19 protein-coding genes and 1 tRNA gene are annotated in these 14,361 nt (G+C 41.4%); 3 read left to right on the top strand and 17 right to left on the bottom strand.

The window, feature by feature from the left end:
- Positions 1 to 36 precede the first annotated feature (36 nt).
- On the bottom strand, positions 37 to 1,584 hold the full coding sequence (locus NST65_RS14245; protein ID WP_034284308.1) for a flotillin family protein: 1,548 nt from the start codon (positions 1,582 to 1,584) through the stop codon (positions 37 to 39).
- A gap of 11 nt (positions 1,585 to 1,595) precedes the next feature.
- Positions 1,596 to 2,126, bottom strand: a complete 531-nt coding sequence (locus NST65_RS14250) for a hypothetical protein (RefSeq protein ID WP_034284306.1) — start codon at positions 2,124 to 2,126, stop codon at positions 1,596 to 1,598.
- Positions 2,127 to 2,332: 206 nt separating this feature from the next.
- Here NST65_RS14250 and NST65_RS14255 point away from each other — a divergent pair, with 206 nt between their 5' ends.
- On the top strand, positions 2,333 to 2,812 hold the full coding sequence (locus tag NST65_RS14255; protein ID WP_024425883.1) for a DinB family protein: 480 nt from the start codon (positions 2,333 to 2,335) through the stop codon (positions 2,810 to 2,812).
- A gap of 39 nt (positions 2,813 to 2,851) precedes the next feature.
- Here NST65_RS14255 and NST65_RS14260 read toward each other — a convergent pair whose 3' ends face one another.
- The gene (locus NST65_RS14260) at positions 2,852 to 4,060 is read right to left on the bottom strand and encodes an iron-containing alcohol dehydrogenase (protein ID WP_176967274.1); all 1,209 of its coding nucleotides are present in this window, start codon (positions 4,058 to 4,060) and stop codon (positions 2,852 to 2,854) included.
- A 27-nt stretch (positions 4,061 to 4,087) separates the two neighbouring features.
- Positions 4,088 to 5,557 (bottom strand): betaine-aldehyde dehydrogenase, encoded by a 1,470-nt coding sequence (gene betB, locus NST65_RS14265; RefSeq protein WP_268481297.1) that lies wholly within the window; start codon positions 5,555 to 5,557, stop codon positions 4,088 to 4,090.
- A 206-nt stretch (positions 5,558 to 5,763) separates the two neighbouring features.
- On the opposite strand from betB, the gene NST65_RS14270 reads away from it, so the two are divergent.
- Both NST65_RS14270 and NST65_RS14275 read left to right on the top strand, forming a co-directional pair.
- On the top strand, positions 5,764 to 6,321 hold the full coding sequence (locus NST65_RS14270) for a GbsR/MarR family transcriptional regulator (RefSeq protein ID WP_034284303.1): 558 nt from the start codon (positions 5,764 to 5,766) through the stop codon (positions 6,319 to 6,321).
- A gap of 72 nt (positions 6,322 to 6,393) precedes the next feature.
- Positions 6,394 to 6,466, top strand: a tRNA-Ala gene (locus NST65_RS14275).
- Between the two features lie 53 nt (positions 6,467 to 6,519).
- Here NST65_RS14275 and NST65_RS14280 read toward each other — a convergent pair.
- From NST65_RS14280 to NST65_RS14340, 13 genes are all read right to left on the bottom strand, one after another.
- Positions 6,520 to 6,702, bottom strand: a complete 183-nt coding sequence (locus NST65_RS14280) for a hypothetical protein (protein ID WP_034282447.1) — start codon at positions 6,700 to 6,702, stop codon at positions 6,520 to 6,522.
- A 116-nt stretch (positions 6,703 to 6,818) separates the two neighbouring features.
- A complete protein-coding gene (locus NST65_RS14285; RefSeq protein WP_046313432.1) occupies positions 6,819 to 7,622 on the bottom strand; it encodes an N-acetylmuramoyl-L-alanine amidase in 804 nt (267 codons plus the stop codon).
- 19 nt (positions 7,623 to 7,641) lie between these two features.
- A complete protein-coding gene (locus NST65_RS14290) occupies positions 7,642 to 7,905 on the bottom strand; it encodes a phage holin (protein ID WP_046313431.1) in 264 nt (87 codons plus the stop codon).
- 11 nt (positions 7,906 to 7,916) lie between these two features.
- The gene (locus NST65_RS14295; protein ID WP_211043393.1) at positions 7,917 to 8,129 is read right to left on the bottom strand and encodes a BhlA/UviB family holin-like peptide; all 213 of its coding nucleotides are present in this window, start codon (positions 8,127 to 8,129) and stop codon (positions 7,917 to 7,919) included.
- A 36-nt stretch (positions 8,130 to 8,165) separates the two neighbouring features.
- Positions 8,166 to 8,309 carry an XkdX family protein gene (locus tag NST65_RS14300; protein ID WP_034624530.1) on the bottom strand — a complete coding sequence of 48 codons (144 nt, stop codon included), beginning with the start codon at positions 8,307 to 8,309 and terminating at the stop codon, positions 8,166 to 8,168.
- On the bottom strand, positions 8,306 to 8,626 hold the full coding sequence (locus NST65_RS14305) for a hypothetical protein (protein ID WP_251232480.1): 321 nt from the start codon (positions 8,624 to 8,626) through the stop codon (positions 8,306 to 8,308). Before NST65_RS14305 ends, NST65_RS14300 begins: the two co-directional genes overlap by 4 nt.
- A gap of 12 nt (positions 8,627 to 8,638) precedes the next feature.
- Complete coding sequence (locus NST65_RS14310; RefSeq protein ID WP_268481301.1) at positions 8,639 to 9,955, bottom strand: hypothetical protein; 1,317 nt, start codon at positions 9,953 to 9,955, stop codon at positions 8,639 to 8,641.
- A 106-nt stretch (positions 9,956 to 10,061) separates the two neighbouring features.
- Positions 10,062 to 10,190 carry a BhlA/UviB family holin-like peptide gene (locus NST65_RS14315; protein WP_268481303.1) on the bottom strand — a complete coding sequence of 43 codons (129 nt, stop codon included), beginning with the start codon at positions 10,188 to 10,190 and terminating at the stop codon, positions 10,062 to 10,064.
- 22 nt (positions 10,191 to 10,212) lie between these two features.
- On the bottom strand, positions 10,213 to 11,418 hold the full coding sequence (locus NST65_RS14320) for a hypothetical protein (RefSeq protein WP_065215253.1): 1,206 nt from the start codon (positions 11,416 to 11,418) through the stop codon (positions 10,213 to 10,215).
- Between the two features lie 165 nt (positions 11,419 to 11,583).
- Entirely contained in the window at positions 11,584 to 11,967 is a 384-nt protein-coding gene (locus tag NST65_RS14325) for a phage tail protein (RefSeq protein ID WP_024423249.1), read from the bottom strand.
- Between the two features lie 11 nt (positions 11,968 to 11,978).
- Positions 11,979 to 12,902, bottom strand: a complete 924-nt coding sequence (locus NST65_RS14330; protein WP_065215252.1) for a YmfQ family protein — start codon at positions 12,900 to 12,902, stop codon at positions 11,979 to 11,981.
- Positions 12,886 to 13,935, bottom strand: a complete 1,050-nt coding sequence (locus NST65_RS14335) for a baseplate J/gp47 family protein (protein WP_024425895.1) — start codon at positions 13,933 to 13,935, stop codon at positions 12,886 to 12,888. The genes NST65_RS14330 and NST65_RS14335 overlap by 17 nt, the downstream gene beginning before the upstream one ends.
- On the bottom strand, positions 13,928 to 14,350 hold the full coding sequence (locus tag NST65_RS14340; protein WP_041115871.1) for a DUF2634 domain-containing protein: 423 nt from the start codon (positions 14,348 to 14,350) through the stop codon (positions 13,928 to 13,930). The genes NST65_RS14335 and NST65_RS14340 overlap by 8 nt, the downstream gene beginning before the upstream one ends.
- Between the last annotated feature and the right edge of the window lie 11 nt (positions 14,351 to 14,361).

Raw genomic sequence — 14,361 nt, forward strand, 5'->3', positions numbered from 1 at the left:
AAATAGACACCTTCTGCTGGAAGGTGTCTATTGATTTTATTCTTCTATTTGAGTATCAGCGATCTCTTTTTTTCTTGGCTGTTTGATTTCGTTTGTCAGCTCTTGAATGCTTTGCTTCACATTTCCTTTGCCGGAAAAGTTCTCAATTATTTCTTTCACATCTATTCCAGAGGATGCTTTCAGACTTTCTTGCAGACTGGACATGAGGTTTGTGGCATAGCCTGTAACTTTATTGGCACCGCTGCCTTCCCCGTTACCGCCCGTATCCACAACAGTAATTTTATCAATGTTAGAAAGTGGTGCAGATACTTGCTTCGCATATTCAGGTAGCATTTTCACAATCATATCAAGGATCGCTGCCTGACCATACTGTTCGAATGCTTCAGCGATTTTCTCTTTCGCTTCCGCTTCTGCAAGTCCTTTTAGTCTAATGACTTCCGCTTCTGTTTCCCCTTTTGCACGATCCGCTTCCGCTTTGGCAAGTCCGTCAATACGAACTTTCTCAGCTTCTGCTTTGGCCATTGCTTCAATGCTGTATTTCTTCGCATCTGCTTCAGCAAGGCGTTTCGCTTTTTCCGCCGCAGCCGACTGCTCAACAGCATAACGGTCCGCATCTGCTTTCTTTTTCACTTCAGAATCGTATTGACGTTCACGACGCTGAATCTCTTTTTCTTCTAATTCAATTTGTTTCTGACGCTCAATGATTTTGACTTGCATTTCTTGTTCAGTTACGTGCTGACGGTTACGAGCTGTTTCTAGATCGTACGCTTGGTCAGCACTTGCTTTCGCCGTATCCTGTTCACGTCTAAATTCTGCTCTTTTCAGCTCATTGATCTTTTCTGCTTCAGCGATTTCAGTAGCACGCTCAAGCTCAGATTTCTTCGCATCTTTATCTGCTTCGGCACGTTTGATACGTGTTTCTTTATCTGCTTCAGCTGTTGCAATATCTGCATCGCGTTTTACTTGGGCAATTCTTGGTTTACCTAGAGATTCTAAATAGCCATTTTTATCACGAACATCTTTAATCGTAAACGATACAATGACAAGACCCATTTTCGCTAAATCTTGAGAAGCGACACGTTGTACTTCTTGAGAAAATTTCTCTCTGTTTTTATAAATCTCTTCAACTGTCATTGATCCTAAGATGGAACGAAGGTGACCTTCTAATACTTCTCTCGCTTCGTTTTCGCGGTCTTCTTTTGTTTTCCCTAAAAATTGCTCTGCAGCAGTCGCGATTTCTTCAATCGATCCGCCAATTTTTATGATGGCCGTTCCATCCGCCATGACTGGTACACCTTGTTCAGTATAGACTTCAGGTGTTGAAACATCTAGCTTGCTAGATAGTAAGCTGAGCGGCTCTGCTTGTTGAAAGACTGGAAGTACAAAGGTACCGCCGCCTCTTACAATCTTAATCTTGTTTCCACCTTCATCCACGTGGACATTTTTACTTCCTAGGTAACTTCCTGTAACGATTAATGCTTCATCTGGACCTGCTGTCCGGTATTTAGAAACAAATACACCAATAAGTGCAATAAGAATCACAAGCACAATTCCAATGATCACTAAAATAGTTGTTCCTGGCATAGCATTCCCTCCTAGATTTCTTCATTTGGTATAACAGATAAGACGCCTTTGTTCACTTCGACAACTAGCACACGGGTTCCATATGGAATCTCCTCTTGGTCGAAACTGACAGCTGGCTTTGAGATTTTCCCGCTATTACTGATTAACAGCACTTCTCCAAATCCGTCTTTTGGAACAGATACAATGATCTCCCCAGTTCTTCCTTTTAAATCGGCTTCCGTATAAGAGAGAGATTCTTCAGCAGAGGAAAGCGGGACTAATACAAATACATTCAAACAGGTCACAAGGATCACTGCGAGGATGGCAGATAATACTGCGCCAAGTCCACTTCCTACAATTGCTGTTTTTTCAGAGATAAACCCTCCAGCTGAGAAAAAGGTAAGAAATGCGAGGATCAATGTTGGTTGAAGGAATGGAACAGGGATCGCTTCAAATAATCCATCAAATACATCGCCGAAAAAGACGAAAACAAGTGTCAGGATTCCTGATATCATTAATATGTATAAATACAGCGTCTGAAGAGGCAGCCCGAACACATCCATCTTCCTCATCCTTTCTTCATGAAATGAACATCTTTTGTTTCATTTAGACCACACCCACCTCCAATGTATTCCTTCTAACAGGTAATACGAACCACTTTTGTAAAGGTTTCATATTTCATCACAATTCTTCAAAGGGATTTTCGGATAGCTCAAGAATGATTGTCATGTACCATTATGTTAAAATTTGATCTTGAGGTGATGAGAAAATGAGTATATTACATGAAGCGAGACAAGAATTGTGGCACGAGCTGCAAGGTTTGAGCGAAGAACAATTGAACCAAAAATTATCTGATGATACTTGGAGTATTCAAGAGGTAGCAGATCATTTAAAGAAAATGGACCTAGTTGCAGCAAAACATCTAGCTGCTGAGGGTAAAAAAGCACCGATTAAAGAATATGAACCAAAGCCGGTAGAAATGGCAGAGGACCGTTCGAAAAAAGCCACTGCGCCTAGTATTGTTGAGCCTGAACGCAAGCATGTAACACCTACACATTTAAAGGATGAGCTCGATACTGCACGTGAGCAGCTCAATCAAATTTTATCCACATTTACTGAGGAAGATTTCAAACGCGTCATTGCACATCCTGTGTTTAAAGAGCTATCCCTTAAGCAATACCTTGATTTTATCGGCGCACACGAAAAACGCCATATTCATCAAATCAAAGAAATTAAAGAACAACTATAGGCATAAAAAAGACTCCCTTTTGGGAGCCTTTTTTCATTGTTACACCGTTTTAGGTGTTAACTCAAAGCAGCGAGCATAAATCCATTTGTACGCTTTTTCGTTTAAATCTCTTGGGTTTCCAACTGTTTGCGGATCTTTCATTGCTTCTTTAGATAAACGATCAATCATATCTTTTGATACACCTTGTTCTTCTAATGAAGGAACTTCTAAATCCTCTACTAAATCATACATCCAGTTCACAGCTGCTTTGGCTGCTTCCTCTGTTGTCATTCTGCTTGTATCAATCCCAAACGCTTGCGCAATTCGAGCGAATTTTTCCGGATACCCTTTCCAGTTATACTCCATCACTGGTCCCATCATCGCTGCAACACACTGACCGTGAGCGACAGGAATAATACCTCCGAGTGTTTGACTCATCGCATGTGCAGCTCCAGCTGATTCACTTCCATAAGAAAGCCCGGCAAGCATCGCAGCTTGTGCCATTCCATATCTTGCTTCTAAGTCCTCGCCATCAGCAAAGGCACGGCGAATATAATGAGCTGCATATTCCATTGCCATGAGCGCTACCGCATCTGTAATCGGCTGAGCAAATTTCATCGTATAGCATTCAATCGCGTGAGCAAGCGCGTCAATTCCAGTCATTGCTGTCACATGAGGCGGCATGGACACATGAAGCTCTGGATCAATGACTGTTAGATGAGCTGCAATGAGAGGTCCACCAGTATTGAATTTGAATTCTCTTTCTTCATCAGTAATGACCGCCCACTGCGTTACCTCTGAACCTGTACCAGCTGTTGTCGGAATAGTGGTTAAAGGAGGGATTCTGTTTTCTAGCGGTTTTTTTCCCTCTGCCGCTTCGTAATCAAGGACTGAGCCTTCATGAGTCGCCTCTACTCCGATTGCCTTTGCTGTATCCATTGAACTGCCGCCGCCTACTGCGACTAATCCATTACAGCCCTCTTTTTCATATAAAGCAGATCCTTCGTTCACTAGACGGACTGGCGGATTTGGCTCTACTTTATCAAATAGAACGACATCGATTTGTGCTTCTTTTAATGAAGCAATTACTGGGTCCACCACGCCGGCTTGATAAATACCAGGGTCTGTTACAAGCAATACCTTTGAAACGCCGTATGCTTTTACTTCTTCCCCAACATGTTTCACTGCACCAATGCCATGTTTGATAACAGTTGGAATTTCAAATGTGTGGAATTTCTGCATGCTTTCAATTTTCATATTTAGTGTCATAAAGAATCTCCTCCAAATGCTTAATTTTTATTTAAACCAATGAACCGCTTCAGGTTTTGTATTTCGATATAAATGCTTCAGTTCGGTATATTCTTCAAGTCCCGTGCGTCCTAATTCGCGCCCAATGCCTGATTGCTTGTAGCCACCCCAAGGTGCTTGAGCGAAATAAGGATGGAAGTCATTGATCCAAACCGTGCCCAATCTTAATTGTCGAGCCACTCTTTCGGCCTTGCTGATATCAGAAGACCACACAGCTCCTGCTAATCCATAAATCGTATCATTTGCCAGCTTGATGACTTCTTCCTCTGTACGGAAGGATTCGACTGTCAGGACAGGTCCAAAGACTTCTTCCTGTACAATCCGCATATCTGACGTGCAGCCTGAGAAAATGGTCGGCAAGTAGAAGAACCCATTTTGCAGCTCCTCTGCGTCAGGTCTTTTTCCGCCTGTCTCTAACTTAGCGCCTTCTTCTAAACCGATGCTGACGTATTTTTCTACTTTTTCTCGATGCTCAGCTGAGATGAGCGGCCCGCTCTGGGTGTCTTCATCAAAGCCGTTGCCTAGCTTGATTTTTTTCGTACGCTTCACCAGTTCTTCTAAAAATTCATCATGAATAGATTCTTCCACCAGCAAACGTGAACCTGCTGAACACACTTGCCCTGCATGGAAAAACACAGCATTCATCGCCTGGTCAACCGCTACGTCTAAATCAGCATCTTGAAACACAATATTCGGATTCTTTCCGCCGAGCTCAAGGGCTATTTTTTTCACATTCACGCTGGCTCCCTGCATAATTTTCTTCCCTGTTTCAATACCGCCTGTAAATGAAATCAGATCTACTTGATCATTCACAGCAAGCTCATCTCCAACCGTTGCTCCAGGTCCAAGCACTAGGTTTGCAACGCCTGCTGGAACGCCCGCTTCTTCCATGAGTTTAAATACTTTTATTGTGGTGAGTGGTGTGATTTCACTTGGCTTTAAAACGATTGTATTTCCCGCCGCAAGTGCAGGAGCGATTTTCCAGCTTGCTTGAAGCAATGGATAGTTCCAAGGAGTGATTTGTCCGCATACACCGACAGGCTCTCTGACTAATTCACTTTTCGAGTTTGGAATTGGCGATGCTATGATTTCCCCGCCATCTTTATCAGCCAGACCTGCGTAATATTGGAACACGTTCGCAATATCGTCCATATCTGCTTTGCTTTCCTCTAATGTTTTGCCTGTATCAAGCGATTCCAATTTGGCTAGTTCATCAAGATCACGTCTAATCAATTCAGCTATCTTAAACACAATATTTCCTCTTTCAAGTCCAGGCAGGTTTGCCCAGTCCCCTTGATCGAAGGCTTTTCTCGCTGCTTTAATGGCTAGCTGCGCGTCATTTCTAGATCCTTCGCTGACTGTCGCGATCACTTCTTGATTGAACGGATTGATGATATCCCGTGTGTCGCTACTTTTAGCGCCAACCCATTGTCCGTCTATAAATAGTGTTTGACTCATAGAAGGAACCTCCTCTGATTCTCTTTGGTAAGTTTGTTAAATAAAAATTTAACGTTTTGAACATAATTAACTTATCATGTTCAAATTTTTCTGTCAAAGGGAGATATGCTTCATTTATTTTGACATTTTGTATTCTTTCGTTAACATATAGTCCATAAAGATTTTTTTGAACGGATTGAATTTTCTTAATAGAAAGCAGGGACAAAATGAAAAAGCAGGAAAAGCCGCAAGCAGAAGATCGTATTTTAGCTGCTAAAGATCTAGTCATTGATTCCATAGCTGAAACGATGGATCTCTATGGCATTACACGAAGTGCAGGTATTCTATATGGAACGATGTATTTAAATGAGGAAATGACACTGGATGAAATGCGTGAAGAGCTGCAAATGAGTAAGCCGAGTATGAGCACGGGTGTGAAAAAGTTGCAAGACATGAATATTGTCAAAAAGACGTTTCACCGTGGCCGAAGAAAACACAGCTTTGTTGCGGAAAAAGACTTTTTTAAGTTTTTCACGAACTTCTTTCCGCAAAAATGGGAACGTGAGGTCGAGGTCAATTTAGCGGCAATTGAAGAAGCGCAAGAGCGGCTTCAAGAGGTGTCGCGTGATGATCAGCTGGAGGAACATGTAAGAGAAGAAGCGCAGCAGCTCATTGAGCAGCTTGAAAGCTCAAAGGCCTATTATGACTGGCTGAGACGATTAGCGCATTCTGTTCATTCTGGCGAAATTTTTGACTATATTCCGATTGAGCAGAAGGAAAAATAGACGATGTGTTTACGTTTTACAGCTTGAATTTCAGAGGAGGATTGATTATAATAAATTATGTCGTCATACCTCGGGGCATTAGCTCAGCTGGGAGAGCGCTACGCTGGCAGCGTAGAGGTCAGCGGTTCGATCCCGCTATGCTCCATACGAAAAACCATTCTTGTAAAATCAAGGATGGTTTTTTTATGTACATATCTCTTACAGTTCTGTTTGTTCTTTGTTTTTTCTTAATAACTTTATGATGCGGTATGTGATCACAGAAAGATAAGTTAGGATGAGAATGATTGTATAGGACACAGGGAAGTCGCTCGTCATTTCGTGATAAATGAAATAGATGAGCAGCACTGACAGCATAATGATCTGGAGCAGTTCTTTTTTCATTTTTCTCTCCTCTCATGATAGGGATTTGGCCAATTATATCACAAATGATGTCATTTTTTGTTAGCTATCAGCAAGGAAGCATTTCCTCACTTGCTGATAGCTTTTTTTATAGATCATCATTTCTTCTGTAATTGTTCGATTTTGTTCTTCGTCTTCGGTCCGTAAATCCCGTCTGCAGCTAAGCCGTTCATGAGCTGGAACCGCTTGACCGCGTTCGCCGTTTTCGGTCCATAATAGCCGTCAATCCCGTTGTTTTTTGCCCCTTTGTCTGGGTAAAAATAGAGGGTAGATAAGGCTTTTTGCACGGCTGTGACTTGAGGGCCTTTTGTTAAGGGCTTGGTGACTTTTAAAATGCCAGATGGCAGGTTTGACGATTTCTGTTTGGGAACGGGTGCTTTGTGGCTCAAGCTTTCTGTCTGAACTGGTTTTCTTGTGCTTTTGCTGCCGGTATGCGCTGTGGCTATTCCAGCTTTAAACTGATCCCACCGTCCGAGAAGTTTCCTTGGACACTCTTTCCCGCTCCAATGTTTATGAGGCACTACATTTGATAAGGGAATTCCGAAATCTCCCATCAGCTTTCGAATGAGCCATTGGGCATTTTCGACTGCTTGTTCAAAGCTGCCGTCTGCATTTTCACAAATTTCAATACCAATTGATTTCATATTGCCGGTGCCTCTGCCATCCCCTGCGTGCCAGCCGTTTTCGTTTAACGGTAAATGCTGATAAATCACCTGATCATCAACGGTGTAATGCCAGCTGACCCCGGTACTTGAACGTGCAACAAACGCTGCATGACTGGCCGCATTAGCGCCTTTTGCACTGTTAGACGTATTATGCACTGTAATATAGAGCGGCTTCATCGTGTTTCCTGGTCTGTTGCGATGTTGTTTTGGAATCAATGCTTGAATGATTTTTACCATGTCGTTTCTCCTTCAAGTATTATTTTGTTAGCCCTCTTTGTTTCAGAGCATCTTTTTGTAATTTGCCTTTGTAGGTCACATAATTGTTTTTAAACCAAGCTGTTACCGCTGTGACCATAGTGAAAATTGTAGAACCTGCCACATATAGTGCCTCACCTGCGGTTTGTACTTGCTCCTCACTAATCGGCAGCACCGTCTGTCCAAACATGACAAGCGTTTGATTGATCAGAGCAATAAAAAGAAGCACTGTGCGAATCACAGTGCCTTTGTCGAATGTTTTCATGATCTTTCCTCCTATTTTAAATTTCGTTCAATTTTGTCGAGTTTGTCGATCACGACGTCATACTTTTCACTAAACTTTGCTAACACATCATTTTGCGCCTCGATTTGTGCATTGAGCTTGTTTTCTCGTTCTTTTGTTGTGTTGAGAACATAGAACAGAATCCAGCAAAAGAGAACGGCAAATGGGCCTTGTGTCATTAAGTTTTGAACGACATCTACTTCCATTGGAATCACCTTCTTTCCGGCAAAAAAATAAAGCCATTAGGCTTCGTATTTGTCTCCTGTTATGTCTTGATAGTCGTCTGCCGAGATCCAGCCGATGCTTACATAAAATGCAATGTCCTCTGGGCCGTAACACTGCCAGTCCCAAAATTGTTTGATATCTGCTACAGTTGGAAACATCATTCTGATTCAGCTCCTTTAAAGATAGCAAATAGCTGCGTTAATTGTTTTGATAATAAAGCATTTTGTTTCTTTAAAAGTTCTATATCATTTGGCTGGTGAGGGGCTGGTTTTAGGCTATCTATATACTCCTGTGTCGCAGATTCATACCATTGCTGTTTTTCCACATCAAAAGCTGCTTTATAAAAAGAAGGATTATTGGGTGGAGCAATTGTTGTGCATTGATCTGGAATGATATAATTTCCTTCATCATCCCTCTCAAACACTACTATAGGTCTGACCAATTCATTTTGATGATTGTACTCATAAACTTGTATCATACTATCACTTCCTTAATTTAATGGGACGACTGTGTCTAAATAGTAGCCAGTTACTGCACTTTCATTCGCTGCCAGTAAACCAGTTAGCTTTAGCTCTCCTGTCTTATATATAAGTAATTTACTATGACCCGTTGTACCTGATACGGGAACTGACACCACAAGACCTTTATCTGGTAAGCCCGCACTTGGAATACTTCCACAGATAACTTCTCTATTTGCTTTTAGGTGACCTCTCAACAATAATAAATTTCCCCATCTAGTATATTCAACTGGTCTATCTCCAATAGAAGAACCGCTGCCTAAGGTAACATTTAGCCACTTAACATTTTCAAAATCAGCATCAGTGACTAATTTTTTCCACCCTTTAAAGACTCCATCAGTATGAACAGTCCCGAACCAATGAGTGTTGTCGAAACTTCTGATGACATGAATGGTCTTTCTACCATTTACAGTTTCTAAGATATCGATATTAAACCAAGAAGAATCATTATCGACAGGCATATTTAAAACATTAGATCCAACAGCAAAGTAAAATCCGGATGGCAGCGTTAAAATATCAGTACCTATTGGCATTGAAAGTCTTAATCCCTTTGAGTTTAATAGGTGATGGTCATTGAGACGCTTCCAACCGCTCCACTCTTGTTGGGTGCCTGTTACATCAGTTGTTGAACGGTTAATATAGACATCTCCTGTATTGTTTGCACCGATGACCCAGCCGTAGGTATTTTCACTAAAAACAGACAAAGCCCTCATGGAACTTCTTGTCGGAAGATCTGGATGTGCTTCATGGATGTACCATGAGTGAACTCCCGGCAATTTTAACAGCTTATCTAAAATGCTAGGATCATCTGCATTAATTCTTTCAAAAGCTTTTCCATCATCAGCAGTGATTTTAGACAATTGTCCTGCATCCCATTTGTTTTTTTCATTTTGAGTCGGCATTTGCACCCAGTTGATTCCAATGTCTTTTACATAATAGGAAAAACAAAATGCATTGCCTAATGTGTCAATTGAGATTCCTACACCAATATTGTTTTGTCCTACAAGCTGGAAGCCTCTTAATGCAGCGTTCCCAATAGCAGGAGAATCAACTACTCCAGAACCTCCTGGGGCATAGAATGAGCAAGCACCTAGCGCTTTAATTTCCTCATAGATACTGCCACCTGGAGGAATACTGACCAAATGGGAGCCGTTATCATTTGTCAGTTTATATAGCTGAGATTCATTCCATTTCTTCTTTTCTGAACCTGAGACGTGAGGATTTGTATCTCCCGTATGAAGATTGAATTGTTCTAATAGTTCCTGGTCATTTTCAATCAAAATCTTCACTAGATTGTTAAAGATATCTGCATGAGCCTTATCGCTCGTCCTAAAAGGTTGAGGTGTTTTTATGATCTTTTTCTCCTTTCAAAAAACCATTATTATTTAGGCGATGTTATGCATTGAACTTATGTTCCCGTTCATTTGTTATATTAAGCACATAAAACAGAATCCAGTATGAGTGAACGGTAAATGGGCCTTGTGTCATTAAGTTTTGAACGAGAGCTACCTCCGATTTGCTCACACACTTTCTTTTTCAAATAATCCTATCTTAGCTGTGACAAGGTAACATAAGCTCTATTTACCGTAATGGTTCTCCCAGTGTTTTTGGGTGTAATATAAAATGTTAATTTGTCTCCTGCTTTAAACTTTTGTTGAAGGTATAATACACATACACTTGATGAGACCACAGGATTCCAGTTACCTAATCGTTGAAATTCTGTACCATTCACATAACATGACAAAATACTATCTGATCCAACAGGAATGTTATTGCTATTAAGATAAAGCCTAATTAAATACAGACCATTGTTTTTCAGTGTAATTTCAGCGCGCGAACGATTATACTCTCCTAGATCGTCTGATCTTGTATCACCAAAATTCAGTTTTGTTGGAACGTTTTCAACGGCTGATACAGAAGAATTATCGAGATCATACGTATCAACAAAAGAAGTATTATCCATATCCTCCTTTGTTAAAACACGTTTCCAGCCTTGCCACCCCAAATTTAAATCAAGATAGTTTGTATACATGTAATTGTTATAATCTATTGCTATGACCCATCCAAATGTACCTTTTCCATTACTATCTTGAGAAGTAAAATGATACATACCACGACACGATCTTGTTGTTGGGCTGTTTAATGCTTTACCTGTGGCATAAAATGTACCATGCTTGGGGCCTAAAGAAACAACCTTTTCAAGTAAATCTTCACCATCAGAAACAGATAGAATCACCCCTCCATTATCTGAGGTGATCTTAGATAATTGTCCATCGTTCCATTTATTTCTTTCAGCATTTGAAGGGAGCTTTGTCCAGTTAATAGCGGTATCTGCAGCATTATAGTAAAAACTATAAGAATTACCAGCAATATCTACAGCAAAGCCAGTACCAATGTTATCTTGACCTACTGTCTGTAATCCTCTCAATGAAATATTTGCTGGGGAATCTTCTACTCCAGAAGCTGCGTAAAAAGTACACGTTCCTTTCCCTTTTATCGCATCAAATATGCTTCCACCAGCTGACACATTGATAAGCTGTCTTCCACTATCAGCCGTGATCTTATAGCTCTGGGAATCATTCCATTTTTTCTTTTCTGTTTCAGATGCGTGTACTCCCCCATCATTTGTATGTTTTAAGAGATGCTCTAATAGTCCAGTATCATTTTCAAGTAGTACTTTGACCATGTCATTAAACAGATCTGCATGCGCTTTATCATTCACTTCAAAAGCTTTTGGTTCTTTTATTTCCATTCGGCTTTCACTCCCTTGCCTTGAAATTTGATTCAATCTCTTGCAACTACTCTAAAGTGAGCATCCTTTGCTCGGACCCTAAATTTAGATCTTCCATTGAAAAATCACCTAGTTCAATTGCTTGTTTGATGAGTCAAAGGACTATGTCCACTTCTTCCCCCTCCATTAATAAATATCATCAATCTCAAAAACAAATTCGATGTCCCCATCTTTTTGTTTGTCTGTCATGGTGCGGATGGCGGTGAATTTGCCGTCTTCGTCGACAAGTGCTAGTTCGTTGATCACTTCTCCTGCCAGTTCTCCTTCGGCGATCGTGCAGGTGTAGCGGATTTTTGCTGGTTCCATGAAGGTAAACGAATCAATATTTTTTTGGACTAGTTCTTTTTTGAGTTTTTGTTCAGTGCCGTCTAGTGAGATCGGTTTTCCATCCTTCGTTCCCCCATTTCCAAAAGCCATTTTGACGACTTTTGTGAGTTTTGTTCCTTCGGCTCTTGCCTTTGCCATTTGTTGACGTGCATACAGTGTTGTTACGGTTAATTGATCAGCCATTGTGATCCTCCTTATAAATCTATTTTTTTAGAAGTTGCTGCTAGCATTTTTGATCCGTCCAGCGGAACAGATCCATCGAGAATCCAGTAATGATCCTTGATCAGTAAGCTTCCATCCTGCTCAGTTTGGACATGTACTGGCAGACGGAACGTCATCTTCTTCTTTGTTTGATGCTGGAGCTGATTTTTTGCGCGTAATGTCAATGCCGCTCCTTGCTTCGTTTCAAGTACCGCTCCAGTCATGACATAGTTCATGCGATATGCTGTTTCTGACTGATGTTGAAGAGGCATCCTCATGTTTAATGAATGCCGAAAACGAGCAGGCACATCCGTTGCACCTCGCGTTCCGCTGAGATAAAACGTACCATTTAAGACAAATTCACCATTGAGTAAAATCGGGATATGATCGAAAAAACCCACTCTGCTGCGCAGTGTGAGCCTCCCGTGATGATCATTTTTTTCATGTACGTCGGTATGATGAAAAGCTGTGAACGTATAAGCCAAGTGTGCAGGTTTTAACGTTTCAAGTATTTCTACAATATATCTCGTGTTTTGCAGATCATCTAAGTTCACACGTAAGGCGAAATGATACCGATTGGTTGTGAGACGGATGACAGCACTTGGATTCTTGAGAAAGCGATTGACTGATTTCTCTAATGAAAGATACGTGATTGGCGGAATATTTGACATCATATTGAGTAAGCGTGCCCTTCGCAGTTCAATTGAATCATCTGATTCCCGCTGCACCTTCAGCATTCTTTCCCATCTGTTTAATCCCCATGTCGCAGTTAAAGGAAAGAACTGATCCGTTAAGTCGAAAATGGATTCGTCCAATTGCTCAAATTCCGGTGCCTCTGTCTTGAGCAGGTGATCCACTTCATAAATCTTTGTAAAATATGGCGGCAAGTAGTTTTTCATTTCATCCTGTTTGCTCAATAACCTTCACCTGCCTAAGACGCGGAATCTCAATGTCCTGTAATACTAAGTTTTTCGACTCCCCATTCAATAACACATCTGCATAATCTGACACACTTTCTGAATGGTACAGAATATCATTTAAGGCAGACATTCGAATGGTACTCTTTTCAAATGCGATTGATTTTAACAGCGTCTTGACCTTTTCTTCTATTTCTTTCTGAGCTCCTTCAAGGGTCCAGTCCATTTGAAGTTCGACAGCCACTTCTATGTCGATATCCAGCCATTTGGCGCTTTCAACGGTTGCTTTTGAGCCTATAGGCGCTTGTCCTTCTCCTTCACCTGGCACTGGGTCGATATATTCCTGTACTCTTTTGACAAGAAGGTCTGATGCAACATCTAGATTGCCATCTGTGATGACAATTTTGACCGTCCCTTCTCCGTTCCAAAGCGGGAACACTTTCGCTCTGCCAACACCGGGCACTTCTTCAGCCCATTTTTTATAATGCGCCCTGTTGGCACTGACAGCCTCCCGCCTCGCACGTATTAAATATCGATCATATAAAGAAGCGTCATCTTCCTCCTCTTGACCTGGTATCACCAGTTCTTTCATCTTAATCGATTCAAGTCCTGGAATTGTATCAAGTGACAGCAGCGGCTGATCTGTTAACTGAACATTGCCGGCTTTACCAGGTGTCTCGCATTCTAGCGTGCCATCCTTCGAATACTGGAAATAAACGTCTTCAATAAAAAAACGTGAACCAGCTGGAATGTTGATATTTTCTGGCTGAATGGCCGCTGACCAAACTGCTTTAGTGGCTGGTTTTCTTTCAATTCCTACTTCAGCAGCCCGCCGATCTAGAAACTCTCCTTGTGCTGTATCTGCAAAGACCAGCTCAAACACTTGATCAAGCCAAATATAGGACTGGGCCAATTCAGCGGCAGCAGGTGCCAAGGCATTCCAAATCACGCTGTTTTCTCTTTTATCTATATCATCTGGCAGTCTATCCAGCATTCTTTCCATTAATGCTTCGTACGTTTGTTCCTCAAACATCGCCCTCCATCACCTCCTCTATTTCTAATGTGCCCTCATCTGTGACAATCGCTAGTTTGACATGAAATGAGTCATTTTGCTTTGTGACCTCTAACTCTTCAATATGATCAATCCGTTCGTCAACAAGCAGCGCTTCCTCTAGCAGCCTTGGTATCTCCATTTCTTTGTATTCATCCGTGGCTTCTGTATCCGTCAACAGCTCCTGAATTTCAGTACCAATATCGTGGCTGTAGATAGGATGTGCATACCGCTCTGTCCTAAGTGTCATATAAACGAATTGCCGAATTGCCTCGATGCCTGAAATGGTTTCGCCTGTCAGCCTGCCAGTTTCAAAATCTATTCGATACGTCGTCGAGGTTTCGACCTCTTCATCTTCTTCTGTTTCCTCGATTTCTTCCTCTGGTGAAAGTGCCACGTTCATCACCT

This window comes from Bacillus sp. FSL P4-0248, assembly GCF_038593305.1.
Lineage (GTDB): Bacteria > Bacillota > Bacilli > Bacillales > Bacillaceae > Bacillus > Bacillus safensis.